Here is a 14,376-nt window from a genome sequence, read left to right as displayed (position 1 = left end):
ATCAGATCTCTGCGACCTTGTAGCGCTCGACCAGGTCCCAGTCAATGCGCGCACCGATGCCGGGCCCCGGCGGCACATGCGCAAAGCCTTCCTTGTCGATGTGGATCTTCTCGACACCGGCCAGCGTGAAGAGAGGCTCCGGCACCAGCTGCTCGAAGTACTCGGTGTTCGCGATCGACGCGATCACATGCAGGTTGGCCGCATCGATGATGGTGTTGGCATTGGTGTGGATCTCCAGGTTCATGCCGAAGGATTCGCACAGCCCCGCGATCTTCTTCACCGGCCCGATGCCACCCTTGAAGGACACGTCGGCACGCACGATGTCGACCGCGCGCGTGGTGATGTACTCCGGCGTCGTGTACATCGATCCGCCCACCACCTCCACGCCCGCGATCTGGATGTCGAGCTTGTCCGCGAGCATGCGGTAGCCGTGCAGGTCGAAGTCGCGCAGCGGCTCCTCGTACCAGTGGTACTTCAACTCCTCCAGCACCTTGCCCACCATCAGCGCCTGCGCATGGTTGTAGTTGCCGGCCACGTCGATCATCAGCGGCCAATCCCTGCCGACGGCCTCGCGCACCGCAATGCACAGGTCGATGTCGCGGCGGGCATCGCCCCAGACGTGCAGCTTGTAGCCCTGGTAGCCCATTTCCTTGTACTTCAGCGCCTCCTCGACGAAGAGATCCACGCTCGCATGCTCCATCGAACTGGCATACACCGGCACCTTGTCGCGCACGCCGCCGAGCAACTGGTACAGCGGCGCGTTCACGCTCTTGGCATAGAGGTCCCACAGCGCGACGTCGACCGTTCCGATCGCGAACTGCGTGGTGTAGAGCAACCGGTCCCGGCGCCACATGTCCTGCCAGATCGCCTCGCGGTAGGCCGGGTCCTTGCCGATCAGCAAGGGCCGCAGCCGGTCGGCGATCGAATGCGCGAGGCTCAGTCCGCCATAGGCGCTGACGACTTCACCGGAGACGCCCTCGTCCGTGTTGATCTGCACCGCGAGGAAGTCGGTGACATAGGCGCCGATGGACTGCCCGCCATAGAGCGTCGGCGTCTGGAAGCCCTCGGGCATCGGCGGACGGAAGCTCGTCAGTTTGACTTCAGTGATCTTCACGCTCAGATCTCCTTGACGGTCAAAGACTTGATCGCATCCCAGTCGATGTCGTAGCCGAGGCCGGGCTTGGTCGGCGCCTCCACATAGCCGTCGCTGGTGCAGCGGATCACGTCCTTCATGCCGACGTCCAGGATGCCCTGCGGCACCGGGATCTCGAACAGGTCGCAGTTGTGGATCGCCAGCATCACGTGCAGATGGGCCGCCTGCACCAGCGTCGTGCCATAGCTGTGCGGCTCGTACTTGGTGTTGAAGGCCTCGCACAGGCCGGCCGCCTTGCGCATCGCGCTGATCCCGCCGATCCAGTCGCCCACGGAGCGGATGCTGTCGACGACGTGTCCCGACAGATACTTCGGATAGCCGCGCAGGCCCTCGGCCACGCTCTCCACCGCGGTGATCGGGATCTTGAAGCTGCGCGTCAGGTCGGCCAGGCCGTTGAGATCGGAGTCGGCAATGGGCGCCTCGTACCAGTAGAAGTCGAGCTCTTCCAGCACCTTGCCCACCTTGAAGGCGCCGAGCCGGTCGTAGGCATTGACCGGGTCGAGCATCAGGTCCATCTTTCCGTTGAAGACCTTGTGCACCGCGCGGCAGACCTCGATGTCCTTGTCCGGCACGCCGAAGGCATGGAGCTTGAAGGCGCGGAAGCCCTGGTCGTACGACTCCTGCGCGATCTGGACGTACTCGGGCACCGTGTCGTACATGATGGTGCTGGCATAGGCCTTGATGCGCGGGCGTGCTGCCCCGAGCAGGCGGTAGATCGGCTCCTTGTGGTACTTGCCCATGAGGTCCCACAGGCAGATGTCGACCGTGCTCGCCACCGCGCTGGGAGAGCGCAGCGAATCGGTGAGCTTGTACGAGATCGCCTCGACCTCGTGCGGATCGCGGCCGATGAGCAGTTCGCGCAAACCGGGCAGCGCCGTCTCGATCGCGCCCGGGTCCAGCAGCCAGGTGATGCACACGCCTTCATGGCCTTCATCGGTGCCGATGCGCAGCAGCACATGGTGGATGGTCATCGGCGCCCATTCCTCTTTCCAGCGGAACTTGCGCTCGTTGGGCTTCAGCACATGCGCCTTCACGCTCGTGATCTTCATTGGAGTTCTCCGGGTTGGATGGCCACTTCGGGCCGGGGTGACAAGGCGGCGGCGCGAGAGCCGGCCCAGGATTCGGGTGCGACCAGGCCGGGCGGGCGCAGGCCGCGCAGTGCGTGGTCGATGTCGGCTGCCGCAGCAAGGGACAGGCGGCGGTAGGCGCCGCGGGTGATGCCGGCGCAGTGCGGCGACACGATGACGTTGGGCAGCGCGAGCAAGGGGTGGTCGGTGGGCGGCGGCTCGGGGTCGAACACGTCGAGCGCGGCGCCGGCCAGGCGCCCCTGCGCCAGCGCCTCGTGCAGCGCCACCGCATCGACCACACCGCCGCGCGAGGTGTCGACGAGCCAGGCCGTCGGCTTCATGCGTGCGAGTTCAGCTCGGCCGATGAGCCCGCGTGTGGATGCGGTCAACGGCGTATGCACCGAGACGATATCGGCCGCTGCGAGCGCGTCATGCAACGGCAGCGTTCGCCGCACGTTGTCGTCCTGAACCGCCTTGCCGTCGCGCGTCACGGCGATCACGTCCATGCCGAAACCACGCGCCGCGATGCGCGCCAGTTCGCGGCCGATCGCGCCGAAGCCGACGATCGCCAGCGTGCGGCCGGAGATCTCCTCGTAGGGGTTGTCGAGTCGTACACCGAAGCGCGCGCCTTCGCGCACCGCACCGTCCAACTGCACCAGACGCTTGGCCAGGCACAGCATGTGGCCGATCGCATGCTCGGCCACCGACAAGGCGCCAGCGCCGACCGCATGCGTGACGACGATGCCCTCGTCACGCGCGGCAGCAAGATCGATGTGGTCCACACCCGAGCCCGCCGCTGCAATGACCTTCAGGCGCGGCGCTTGGGCAATCATCGGGGCCGTCACCTTCAAGGGCGGATAGGCATACAAGGCGTCCGCCTCGGCGATGCCCTGAGCCACCTGCGCCGGGTCGTCACGCTCGACGAGCCGGTAGTTCGCACGCAGCGCATCTCGCCCCGCCTGATGCAGCAAGGGCAGTCCCAGCACCAGCGCGCGCTCGGTCATGCCGCTGCCTCCGCCGCAACAGCCGCGTCGCCGAGGTACGCCCTGCGCACCACGTCGCTGCTGGCCAGTTCGGCCGGCGTGCCCTGCGCCGTCATGCGTCCGCTCTGCAGCAGGTAGGCGTAGTCGACAAAGCCGAGCGCCTTCTCCACCACCTGCTCCACCAGCAGCACCGCGACGCCGCGCGAGCGGATCGTCGCCAGCGTCTGCAGCACTTCATCGACCAGGTTCGGCGCGAGCCCGAGCGAAGGCTCGTCCAGCATCACAAGGGCAGGCCGCCGCACCAGCACTTGCGCGATGGCCAGCATCTGCTGCTGCCCGCCGCTCAGCCCGCCGGCCGTCAGCCGTGACTTCTCGCGCAACACCGGGAACAGCTGCAGCACCTCGTCGATGCGCGCCTGCGCCTCACCCTTGCCCACCTTGATGCGGTACATGCCGAGCAGCAGGTTGTCCATCACCGTCTCGCGGCGGAAGATGCGGCGGCCTTCGGCGACGTGGGCCAACCCCCTGGGCACCAACGCCTCTGCACTGCTGCCGATGATGTCAGCGCCGTCGAAGGTGGCCATGCCGGCGCTCGGCTTGAGCAGGCCCGACAGGCCCTTGAGCAGCGTCGATTTGCCCGCGCCGTTCGCGCCGAGCAGCGCAACCGCTTCGCCGCGCCCGACCTGGATCGTCGCCTCCTGCACCACCGGCACGATGCCGTAGCCGACCGACAGGCGCTCCGCGCGCAGCAAGGCTTCCGGGCGGCTCATCGCGCACCTCCGGTATAGGCGTGGACCACGGCTGCGCTGCTGAACACCTGATCGGGCGTGCCCTCCGCGAGGATGCGCCCCTGGTCCAACACGGTCACCGTGTTGGCGATGCTCGCGACCAGCTCGATGTGGTGCTCGACCATGATCAGCGTGGTCCCCATGCGCCGGATCGTCTGCATCAGGTCGCCGAGTTCGTCGAGCTCACCCATCGACAGGCCGGCCGCCGGCTCGTCCAGCAACAGCAGCTTGGGCCGCCCAATCAGCGCGCGGGCGATCTCGACCAGCCGCTGCTGGCCGTGCGGCAGCAGCGCCGCGTGTTCATGCGCCCTGCCCGCCAGCCCGACCAAGGCCAGCAGTCGCAACGCCTCCGCGTCCAGCGCCGCAGCCTCATGCCGCGCACGCGGCAGCCTGAACGCGATCTCCAGCCCGCTCGCCTGCTCGCGTGCATAGGCGCCGAAGCGCACGTTCTCCAGCAGGCTCAGTTCGCCGAGCAGCTTCGGCGTCTGGAAGGTGCGCTGCACGCCGAGCCGCGCAATCGACGTCGGCCCGCGCCCGACCACCTCGGCGCCATCGAGCAGGATCGAGCCCGCGCTGGCCGGGTAGAAGCCCGAGATCATGTTGAGCAGCGTCGTCTTGCCTGAGCCGTTCGGCCCGACGATCGCGTGGATGCTGCCCGGCTGCACGTCGAGCGAGACGCCGTCGAGTGCGCGCACACCGCCGAAGTCCTTGGCCAGGTCGCGGATCCGCAGCGCCATGCCCTGCACCGACTCGACCACCGCCGCGCCGGCATCCCGCGGCAGCGTGACAGCAGGTCCCGCACGGCGTGCCTGCCGCCGATCGTCGAACTTGGCGATCGCACCGGCCAGGCCTTCCGGAAGGAACACCGAGAACGCCAGCAGCCCGACGCCGTAGGCAATCATCCGGTACTCCTTGAGGCTGTCGAGCAATTCCGGCAGCACGTAGAACGCAGCCACACCGAGCAGCGGCCCCGACAGCCGCGCCGGCCCGCCCAGCACCACGACGAAGAGGAAGAAGATCGAGAAGTCGAAGCTGAAGTCCTCCGGCGTCACCACACCCTTGGCACTCGCATAGAAGGCACCGGCCAGTCCCGCGACTGCGCCGGAGAAGGCGAATGCGAACAGCCGCAGCCGCGCCGTCGACACCCCATTGGCCCGTGCCCGCACATCGCCCTCGCGGATCGACTGCAGCGCCCAGCCGATACGCGAATCGATCAGGTTGTGCATCACCCACCACAGCAACGCCCCCACGCCGGCCACCAGCGCGAACAGCCCGAAGCCATCGAACCTCACCCCCGCGAGCGAAGGCTTGGGAATGCCGACGATGCCGCCATAGCCACCGGTGAACCCGCGCAGGTCGTTCAGCATCGCGGTCACCGCCAGCGTGAAGGCGATGGTGATGAGCACGAAGTACCAGGACGACAGCCGCAGCGCCGGCAGCCCGAGCACCACGCTGAAGCCCAGCCCCACGCTGGCCGACAGCAGCGCCGATGGCCAGAAGCCCCAGCCATAGCGCACGCTGGCAATGGCCGTGGCATAGGTGCCCACGCACACCAGCGCACCATGTGCGATCGACACGATGCCCGCGTAGCCCGCCAGCAGGTTGAGCCCCATCGCCGCGACCATGTAGATCCCGGCGAAGGTCATCAGCAGCAGGTAGTAGGAGTTGATCAGCGCCGTCCCCGCAGCCACCAGCACCAGCAGTGCGCAGGCGACCAGCGACAACGACGGCAAGGCAAACCCCGCACCCGCGCGCTGCGGCGACACGAGCGATGTCGAGACGATGAGCGGCTTCACCTCAGACCTCCCGCAGCGCGCCGCGACCGAACAGGCCGAAGGGCTTGACCAGCAGCACCACCAGCACCACGCCCAGCAGCAACAGTTGCCTGTAGCCCGGCGTGAGCTGCACCGAGCTGATGCTCTCGACGCAGCCCAGCATCAGCCCCGCCGCCAGCGCACCCCAGTTGCTGCCGACGCCGCCGATCGCCAGCGCCATGAAGCCCTTCACCAGCAGCGCCATGCCGATCGAGGTGCTGGCCAGCAGCAGCGGCGCGGCCACCACGCCGGTCAACGCGGCATACGCGGCCGCGATGGCGAACGACGTCATCGTGAGGCGCGACGGGCTGATGCCGTTCAGCCGCGCGGCATCGCGGTCCTCGGCCACGGCCAGCACCGCCTTGCCGGCCAGCGTGTGGCCGTACACCCATTCGACCGCGGCGATGCTCGCCACCGCGATCGCGAACACCGCGACCTGCTGCGTCGAGAAGGTCAGGGAGCCGATCTGCACCGTGTCCATCGTCGCGCCCGGCACGGGCGGAACGACCTGCGGGTCCGTGCCCCAGATGCGGTCGCAGAGGTTGATGAGGATGATCGAGAAAGCCAGCGTGCTGATGATCCAGCCGTGGTGGTTCGACGGTCGCTTGATCAGCGTCGCCACCGCCACGCGTTCCTCGAACAGCCCGATCACCGCCACCGCCCCCATCACCACCACGAGCCCGACGATCCACGACAGGTGCTGCTGCGTCATCAGCGCCCAGGCGAACATCGCGCCCAGCATGACCAACTCGCCCTGTGCCATGTTGAAGACGTTGGTCGGCTTGTAGGCGATGTTGAAGCTCACGGCCACCATCGCGTAGATGGCGCCCATCGTGAGGCCGGTGGTCAGCAGTGCCAGCAGGTCTTCGAGCAGCATCTCAGACTCCCGGCGCGCGGCGGCGGAACAGGCCGTGGTACTGCTTGCTCAGCGGGTCTTCCATCGAGTTGGCGACGGCCATCGCCACCACCTCCGAGTCGTAGGCCGAGTGGCGCGAGGGCGAGAAGACCATCTTGCCGAACAGGCCGTCGATGCCGTTCGATGTATCGAGCGCCTTCTTGATCTGCTCCGTGTCCCACGACTTCGACTTCTCCACCGCGTACTTGAGCGCGTAGATGAAGTCGTAGAAGGGCGTGGTCGCCGCCGGCCCAAGCAGCGAGTCCGGCACGTTGCCCTTCAGCAGCTTGCCGCAGAAAGCCTGCACGCGCTCGGGCGGCTGCTCCTTGTCGGTGTAGGTCAGCGCGCGGTAGGTGGCGGCATAGATCTCGTTGTAGCGGGCGCTGTCGGGCACCGCGCCCGGCGTGCCGGCGAACAGCAGGCCGGTGTGGCCGGCGATCGGCGGCTTCCAGGCCATGCGCGAGAGGCCGACCAACAGTTGCGTGATGTCGACGTTGTTCGACACGTGCGCCGCGATACCTTCGGCGCCATCGCTGCGCAGCTTGCGCAGGAAGGGCGTCATGTCGGCCACCTTGATCGGGAAGGTCTGCTCCGACACGATCTGCATGCCGTTCGCCGGAATCTCTTTCAGCAGCGCGTCGCGCGTGGAGGCGCCGGCGGCCGAGTCCTCGATCAGCAGGCCGACCTTCTTGATGCCCAGCTTGGCGAGCAGTTCGGCATGCCGCTTGGCCTGCGCGCCGGAGGTGAAGTTGAACTGGTAGTGGTAGGGGAAGCGCGTGCCGTCGCCCATCTCGGTGGCCGACGCGTAGGAGGCCTGGATGATCTTGGCTGGCGTGGCCACTTCGAGCGAGGCCAGCGTCTGCGAGCTGCCGATCGGGCCGACGATGAACTTCACGCCGTCCTCGATGAGCCGCCGCGTCGCGATCGGCGACTGCGCCGGCGAACCCTGGTCGTCGACCTCCACCTTCACCAGCTTGCGACCCAGGATGCCGCCGGCCGCGTTGATCTCGTCCATCGCGATCTGCGCCGGCAGGTAGAGCGGCGCGAAGCTGCTGGCGAGCGGGCCGGTGATCGGCTTGACCCAGCCGATCTTCACGTCGTCCTCCGCATGCGCATTGCGCGGCAGCAGGCCGCCGCCGAGCGCCAGTGCGCCGAGGGCCGATGCCAGCACCGTGCGGCGATCGACGCCTGTCTCAATCGGGAGGGAGTGATTGCCTGGGTTCATTGCTTGTCTCCTGTGGTTATGGGTTCGAAACACGTTGTCGTTGACGCTGAGGTCGTCGCCATCGGACCGGCTGCCGCAGGCTATTCCCGCGGCCGAAGGAAGAATGTCAAGAGTTGACATTTATGGGGTATGCACTAGGCTTCGCCCGCAATGAAGGCGACGGAAGCGACGACGATTTCGGTGGGCGTGAGCGCAGGCAGCGCGCGCCTGCGCGTGCTGGAACGCAGCGGCTGGTTTGCCGCGCTTTCGCCCGCGCTCAAGCGCGAATTGCTGGACCGTGCGGTGGTGCGGCGTTGCGCGGCGCGTTCGCTGATCTATGCGGCCGGTGCCGCGCCGAGCGGCCTCTATGCCGTGCTCAGCGGCGAAGTGCGCCTCGAGCATTCGGCCAAGAGCGGCAAGTTCGCCTTCTACCAGGGCCTGCGTGCGGGGGACTTCTTCGGGCTGCTCAGCGAACTGGACCAGTCGCCGCGCTTCAGCGACGCCCGCGCCTGGACCGAGACCACCGTGCTGCAACTGCCCCATGCGGAATTCCAGTCGCTCTATCGCAACTCAGCCCCGGCACGCGAAGCCTTCGTCGCGCTGATCTGCGAGAACCTGCACACCACGCTGGGCATCCTCGTGGAGGAGCACAGCGCGCCGCCGCGCTCGCAGATCGCCCACATCCTGCTGACGCTCTCCAGCCGAGAGCCCGATCAGGCAGGCGAACAACTCAAGCTCACGCACGAGGCCATCGCCGCGATGGCCGGCGTCTCGCGCCAGACCACGAGCAAGATCCTCCACGAGTTCCGCCAGACCGGACTGATCGCGATGCAGTACGGACAGCTGTCGGTGCACGACGCCGCACGGTTGCGCGACATTGCGGAGGCATGACGCGCTTGGCGCCCTACGCCATCACGGCTGCATGTAGTCGGTCACGGGCACCCACTTGCCATTGACGATGCGTGAGATGCGCACCGCCTCCGAACCCAGGCGCTTGGTCTTGGTGAAGCTCATGGTGTCGAAGCCCAGCTTGTCGCGCGGAAAGGTCGACGTTTCCATCGTCTGCACGAAGCGATCGGTCGTCAGGTCCGGGCCGACCTTGTCGAGCGTCTTGATGACCCAGTCCATCGAGGCATAGCCCATCACCGCGTACTGGCCCGGGTCTTCGTTGTACTTGGTCTTGTAGGCCGCGAACCAGTCGCGCAGGGCCTTCGACGCATCGTCGGCATAGGGCTGCGAGCTGGCATGCGAGGACAGGAAGCCGTCCATCGTCGGGCCGCCGAGCTTGGGCACCAGGTGCGAATAGGAGGCCGAGGTGCCGATGAACTCCGGCGTGAAGCCGCTCTTCTTCGCCTCGCTGATGGTGCCGATGGTCTCGCGCAAGGTGGTGCCCAGCACGACGGTGTCGCAGCCCGCGCTCTTGAGCCGCGCCACCTGCGAGGAGAAGTCGGTCGCGCCGCGCTTGTAGCTGGTCTTCTCGATGACCTTCAGCTTCATCTCCGCGGCCTGCGCCTCGACGCCTTTCATCAGTTCCGAGCCCAGATCGTCGTCCTGCGTGAGGGAGCACCACTTGCGGTCGGCCTTGATCTGCGTCAGCGCCTTCACGATCACCTTGCCCTGCTGGTAGTAGGGCACGGTGAAGCTGAAGGCCAGCGGGGTCGGCGGGTCGTACAGACCGCGCGCCGATGCCAGCGGGAACGCATGGATCACGCCGCCGTTGGTGAAGATCGGCATCGTCGTCAGCGCGAGCGAGGTGCCGATGTTGCCGACGGTGATGAAGATCTTGTCGTTCTGCACCAGCTTCTGCGCGGCCAGCACGGCCTTCTTGGTGTCGTAGCTGGAGTCCTCGACGATCAGCTTGATCTTGCGCCCACCGGCCCCGCCCGCGGCGTTGGCCTCCTCGATGCGCATGTTCATGCCGTTGAGCGTTTCCTTGCCGAAGTTGGCGATCGGGCCGGACAAGTCCTGGATCGTGCCGACCAGCACCTCGGTCTTGGTCACGCCCTGCGTCGCGTGGGCCATCAGGGGCAGCGCCGCGCAGGCGCTGGCGATCCACCAGCGCACGGATGGGCTGGCTGCATGCTTCTTCGTCATCTTTGCTTCACTCCTTGGGTGGTCGGCCGCCGGCCGGAATCGGCCTGCGATGCATCGGAGTGTGGCGAGCAGACGCGGCCGCCGTCTTGCGCCGAGACGCTACGCGCGTGGCGGGAAATCCCTGATCCGGTCGATCAGTCGCCGCGCCCGAGCGCAGTGGTCAGCATGATCTTGCCGGTGGCGCGACGGTCGGCGACCACGCGCAAGGCCTCTGCCGCGCGCTCCAGCGGATAGCGCGCGGTGATGGTCGGGCGCAGGCTGCCATCGGCGAGCCAGCCGACCAGTTCCTTCATGTACTCGTCGTAACGCGCCGGTTCCGCCTTGGAAAATCCGCCATAGAACACGCCGACGATGCTGCAGCCCTTCAACAGCACGAGATTCAGCGCCGGCTTCGGAATCTCGCCCGCAGTGAAGCCGATGACCAGGTAGCGCCCGCGCCAGGCCATGCTGCGCAGCGCCGGCTCGGCATAGTGGCCGCCGACCGGGTCGTACACCACGTCCACGCCGCGCCCGCCAGTCAACGCCTTGATGCGCTCGCGCAGGTCTTCGGTCGCGTAGTTGATGGTCTCGTCGGCGCCGCTGGCGCGGCACAGCGCGAGCTTCTCATCGGTGGAAGCGGCAGCGATCACGCGTGCACCCATGAGCTTGCCGAGTTCGATGGCGGAGATGCCGGTGCCGCCCGCCGCGCCCAGCACCAGCAGCGTTTCGCCGGTCTGGATGGCGGCGCGGTCCTTCAAGGCGTAGTGCGAGGTGCCATACGTGATGACCAGCGCTGCGGCCGACTCCATGTCGATGCCCTCGGGCAGGCGCACGAGCTTGTCGACCGTGGTCAGCACCTCCTCCGCATAGCCGCCCCAGCCGCACACGGCAATCACGCGGTCGCCCGTTGCAAAGCCCTCGACGCCCTCGCCCACCGCCTTGATCGTGCCGGCCACTTCGCCGCCCGGCGAGAACGGCAACTCAGGCTTGAACTGGTACTTGTTCTCGATGATCAGCGTGTCGGGGAAGTTGACGGCGCTGGCATGCACCGACACCAGCACCTCGCCCTTGCCCGGCACCGGCGAGGGCACCTCCTCGAAGACCAGGCTCTCGGGCGGCCCGTGGCGGTGGATGCGTGCGGCTTTCATGCTTTTCAGTTCCTCAAATCATCGATATGGACATGCCGCCGTCGACGGCCAGGCTCGCGCCCGACACGAAGTCACCGGCCGGCGAACTCAGGTACAGCACCGCATAGCCGATCTCCTCGGGCTGGCCGACGCGGTGCAACGGCGTCTTGCCGAGGATGCGCTCGGTCGCGGCGGCATCGAAGGCCTCGGCCAGCTTCGTCTCGATCACGCCCGGCAACACGGTGTTGGCGCGGATGCCGAACTCGCCGTACTCCAGCGCGAAGGCGCGGCTCATCCCGATCAGCGCGGTCTTCAGCGTGGCATAAAGGCCGAGCATCTTCTCCGGATGCCAGGCCGACAGCGAGGAGATGTTGACGATGCTGCCGCCGCCGCGCGGCTTCATGAGCTTGACCGCCTCGACCGAGAGGAACCAGTAGCCGCGCAGGTTGACGTCCACCGTCTTGGCGAACAGCCCGGCATCGATGTCCTCGATGCGCCGCCACGGGCTCAGCACCGCGTTGTTGACGAGGATGTCGAGGCCGCCGTGCGTCGCTTGCAGGTGCGCGGCCATCGCGGAGATGTCATCCAGCTTGCCGATGTGGCAGGTACGCGCTTCAGCGGAAAGGCCCTCGCTGCGCAGCGACTCGGCCACGCGCTCGCAATCATCCGCCTTGCGACTGCTGACGATGACGTGCGCGCCTGCCTGCGCCAGCACGCGCGCGGTCGCGGCGCCGATGCCTTGCGAGGAGCCGGTGACGAGCGCGACCTTGCCGGCGAGGCTGAAGGGATGGGGATTCATGCGTTCTGCCTTTGCGGTTCCAGGATGTCGAGGCCGGTCTGCGCGAACACGTCCATCGTGTTGCCGAAGTAGAGCGCGCTCTCCGCCACCGCGGTGCCCAGCGCGGCACGGCGCCGAAGGCCCGCCGACATGGCGGCCTGGCGGAACATCGCGAAGGCTCTGAAGAAGCGCAGGTCGGTGGCCGGGTCCATGCCCATCGCGCCGAAGTAGCGCTGCGCCAGTTGCGCTGCTGTCGGCAGCCCTTCGGCCGCGCGATCGACGCCACGCAGTCCGGGCAACAGGTAGTCGGCCGGCAGTTCCTGCACTGCCAGGAACTGCCCCAGGTCCGCCAGCGGATGGCCCAGCGTCGACAGTTCCCAGTCGAGCACCGCGATCACGCGCTCGCCGCGCGCATCGAACATGAGGTTGTCGATGCGCGAATCGCCATGCAGCAGCGTCACCGGATGCTCGCCGTGCGGCAGCAAGGCGTCCAGGCGCGCGATCAGTGCATCCATTGGCACGCTGCCCTCGGGCATCGCTGTCCGATACTGCTGCGACCATCGGTGCAATTGCCGCTCGAAATAGTTGCCAGGCCGGCCGAAGTCGCGCAGGCCGAGCGCATCGAGGTCGGTGCGATGAATGGCCACGAGGCTGTCGATCGCCGCTGCGTAGATGGCGCCACGCTTGTCTCGCGGCACATCGGGCAATGCCACCGAGCGATGCACGGTGCCCTCCATGAAATCCATCAGGTAGAACTGCACGCCGACCACGTCGAGGTCGTTGCACAGCACGCGCAGACGCGGCACCGGGACCGCGCTGCCTTGCAACGCCTTCAACACGCGTGCCTCGCGGTCCAGCGCATGCGCGGACTTCAGCAATTCGCCGGCCGGTTGCGTGCGCAGGATGTAGCGCCCGCTGTCGGCCTCCACGCGCCAGATCGGATTGGAGTTGCCGCCGACGAATCGCTCCGCCTTGCGCAGCCCGCGGAAGCCTTCGGCATGCGCCTCCAGCCAGGCGCCAAGCCGTGCCAGGTCAAGCGGCGGCGCACTGACCACCGGGCGGGCAAGAGCATGGGCCGGCAGATTCATCGAAAAGCGCACGCAAGAAGTCGTGAAGATTTCGTAGCGAGGGCGCCGAGATCGGGTTGAGGAGCGGAGCCGTACTCCAGTACGGTGAGCACCGCAGATCCGAGATCGGTGGCCGCAGTAGAAAGATTCACGGCTTCTTCAAGAAGAGAATCGCTTGAGCAGCTGCTTTCCCACCGCCGACAGATGCACCTGGTCCGGCCCATCGCCAATGCGGATGAAGCGCGCATAGACATACGCCCGCGGCAGGAAGGTGTCCTGCGACACGCCCGCGCCACCATGGATCTGGATCGCCCGGTCGATCACGCGCGCCGCCATCGCCGGCACCACGATCTTGGCGGCGGCGATGAGGTTGCGCGCCGCCTTGTTCCCTTCACGGTCCATCTTGTCGGCCGCCCGCAGCGTCAGCAACCGCGCCTGCTCGATCTCGCAGAACGAATGCGCCACGTCCTCGCGCAGCGACCCCTGCTCCGACAAGCGCTTGCCAAACGCAACGCGCGAGTTGGCACGCTTGCACATCAGCTCCAGCGCCCGCTGTGCACAGCCGATGAGCCGCATGCAGTGATGAATGCGCCCCGGCCCGAGCCGCCCCTGCGCGATCTCGAAGCCGCGCCCTTCCCCCAGCAGCATGTTCGACGCCGGCACGCGTACGTTGTCATAGACGATCTCCGGATGCCCGACCGGTGCATCGTCATAGCCGAAGGTGGTGAGGTCCCGCACGATGCGCACGCCGGGTGTGTCCTTGGGCACCAGGATCATCGACTGCTGCCGATGCAGCTCCGCATGATTCGGGTCGCTCTTGCCCATGACGATGAGCAGCTTGCAGTCCTCATTGAGCGCCCCGGAGGTCCACCACTTGCGGCCGTTGATGACGTACTCGGCGCCATCACGCCGGATCTCGCACTGGATGTTGGTGGCATCGCTGGAGGCCACGGCCGGCTCCGTCATCGAGAAGGCCGAGCGGATGGTGCCGTCCATCAGCGGCGCCAGCCATTGCGCCTTCTGCGCCTCGGTACCGTAGTTGGCCAGCACCTCCATGTTGCCGGTGTCGGGCGCGGAGCAGTTGAAGATCTCGGGCGCCCACAGCACGCGGCCCATGATCTCCTTGACCGGCGCGTATTCCAGGTTGCTGAGGCCGCTGCCGTGCTCACCGGAGAGGAACAGGTTCCACAGCCCCTGCGACTTCGCGAGCGCCTTCAGGTCCTGCAGCACCTTGGGCGTGCGGTACGGGTGGCCGGTCTCGCGCCCCTCCTCGTGGTAGCGGTCCTCGACCGGGTACACATGTTCGTCCATGAACGCGGCGACGCGTTGCTGCAGGGCGAGCGACTTCTCGGAATGGGTGAAATCCATCGAATCATCCTAGGCAAGCGGTGGCCGGCAGGCTTGCGTCCACTCGCTGAAATCGGACC

General features: G+C 67.1%; 13 protein-coding genes. 1 reads left to right on the top strand and 12 read right to left on the bottom strand.

Annotated elements, in window-relative coordinates; genetic code table 11:
* Position 1: 1 nt before the first annotated feature.
* Genes WKW82_RS21200 through WKW82_RS21170 form a run of 7 tightly spaced genes read right to left on the bottom strand, consistent with a single transcriptional unit; the run spans position 2 to position 7,925 of the window.
* On the bottom strand, positions 2 to 1,114 hold the full coding sequence (locus WKW82_RS21200; protein ID WP_340344311.1) for an enolase C-terminal domain-like protein: 1,113 nt from the start codon (positions 1,112 to 1,114) through the stop codon (positions 2 to 4).
* 2 nt (positions 1,115 to 1,116) lie between these two features.
* Positions 1,117 to 2,202, bottom strand: a complete 1,086-nt coding sequence (locus WKW82_RS21195) for a mandelate racemase/muconate lactonizing enzyme family protein (RefSeq protein ID WP_340344310.1) — start codon at positions 2,200 to 2,202, stop codon at positions 1,117 to 1,119.
* The gene (locus tag WKW82_RS21190) at positions 2,199 to 3,224 is read right to left on the bottom strand and encodes an NAD(P)-dependent oxidoreductase (protein WP_340344309.1); all 1,026 of its coding nucleotides are present in this window, start codon (positions 3,222 to 3,224) and stop codon (positions 2,199 to 2,201) included. The genes WKW82_RS21195 and WKW82_RS21190 overlap by 4 nt, the downstream gene beginning before the upstream one ends.
* Positions 3,221 to 3,973, bottom strand: coding sequence for an ABC transporter ATP-binding protein (locus WKW82_RS21185; protein ID WP_340344308.1), 753 nt, complete (start codon positions 3,971 to 3,973; stop codon positions 3,221 to 3,223). The genes WKW82_RS21190 and WKW82_RS21185 overlap by 4 nt, the downstream gene beginning before the upstream one ends.
* A complete protein-coding gene (locus WKW82_RS21180; RefSeq protein WP_340344307.1) occupies positions 3,970 to 5,787 on the bottom strand; it encodes a branched-chain amino acid ABC transporter ATP-binding protein/permease in 1,818 nt (605 codons plus the stop codon). The genes WKW82_RS21185 and WKW82_RS21180 overlap by 4 nt, the downstream gene beginning before the upstream one ends.
* Before the next feature lies 1 nt (position 5,788).
* Positions 5,789 to 6,682, bottom strand: coding sequence for a branched-chain amino acid ABC transporter permease (locus WKW82_RS21175; RefSeq protein ID WP_340344306.1), 894 nt, complete (start codon positions 6,680 to 6,682; stop codon positions 5,789 to 5,791).
* 1 nt (position 6,683) lies between these two features.
* Positions 6,684 to 7,925 (bottom strand): ABC transporter substrate-binding protein, encoded by a 1,242-nt coding sequence (locus WKW82_RS21170; RefSeq protein WP_340344305.1) that lies wholly within the window; start codon positions 7,923 to 7,925, stop codon positions 6,684 to 6,686.
* Between the two features lie 150 nt (positions 7,926 to 8,075).
* On the opposite strand from WKW82_RS21170, the gene WKW82_RS21165 reads away from it, so the two are divergent.
* A complete protein-coding gene (locus tag WKW82_RS21165) occupies positions 8,076 to 8,795 on the top strand; it encodes a Crp/Fnr family transcriptional regulator (protein WP_340344304.1) in 720 nt (239 codons plus the stop codon).
* 21 nt (positions 8,796 to 8,816) lie between these two features.
* On the opposite strand, the gene WKW82_RS21160 is transcribed toward WKW82_RS21165, so the two are convergent.
* The 5 genes from WKW82_RS21160 to WKW82_RS21140 form a co-directional block, all read right to left on the bottom strand.
* Positions 8,817 to 9,998 carry an ABC transporter substrate-binding protein gene (locus WKW82_RS21160; RefSeq protein WP_340344303.1) on the bottom strand — a complete coding sequence of 394 codons (1,182 nt, stop codon included), beginning with the start codon at positions 9,996 to 9,998 and terminating at the stop codon, positions 8,817 to 8,819.
* Between the two features lie 134 nt (positions 9,999 to 10,132).
* On the bottom strand, positions 10,133 to 11,125 hold the full coding sequence (locus tag WKW82_RS21155) for an NADPH:quinone oxidoreductase family protein (protein ID WP_340344302.1): 993 nt from the start codon (positions 11,123 to 11,125) through the stop codon (positions 10,133 to 10,135).
* Between the two features lie 13 nt (positions 11,126 to 11,138).
* Positions 11,139 to 11,903, bottom strand: a complete 765-nt coding sequence (locus WKW82_RS21150; protein ID WP_340344301.1) for a glucose 1-dehydrogenase — start codon at positions 11,901 to 11,903, stop codon at positions 11,139 to 11,141.
* A complete protein-coding gene (locus tag WKW82_RS21145) occupies positions 11,900 to 12,970 on the bottom strand; it encodes a phosphotransferase family protein (RefSeq protein ID WP_340344300.1) in 1,071 nt (356 codons plus the stop codon). Before WKW82_RS21145 ends, WKW82_RS21150 begins: the two co-directional genes overlap by 4 nt.
* A gap of 138 nt (positions 12,971 to 13,108) precedes the next feature.
* Entirely contained in the window at positions 13,109 to 14,317 is a 1,209-nt protein-coding gene (locus WKW82_RS21140) for an acyl-CoA dehydrogenase family protein (protein ID WP_340344299.1), read from the bottom strand.
* Positions 14,318 to 14,376 lie beyond the last annotated feature (59 nt).

Origin of the sequence: Variovorax rhizosphaerae (assembly GCF_037889975.1) — a bacterium.
Lineage (GTDB): Bacteria > Pseudomonadota > Gammaproteobacteria > Burkholderiales > Burkholderiaceae_C > Variovorax > Variovorax rhizosphaerae.
The sequence above is the reverse complement of the archived record's forward strand: the minus strand, read 5'-3'. Positions and strand labels throughout refer to the sequence as shown.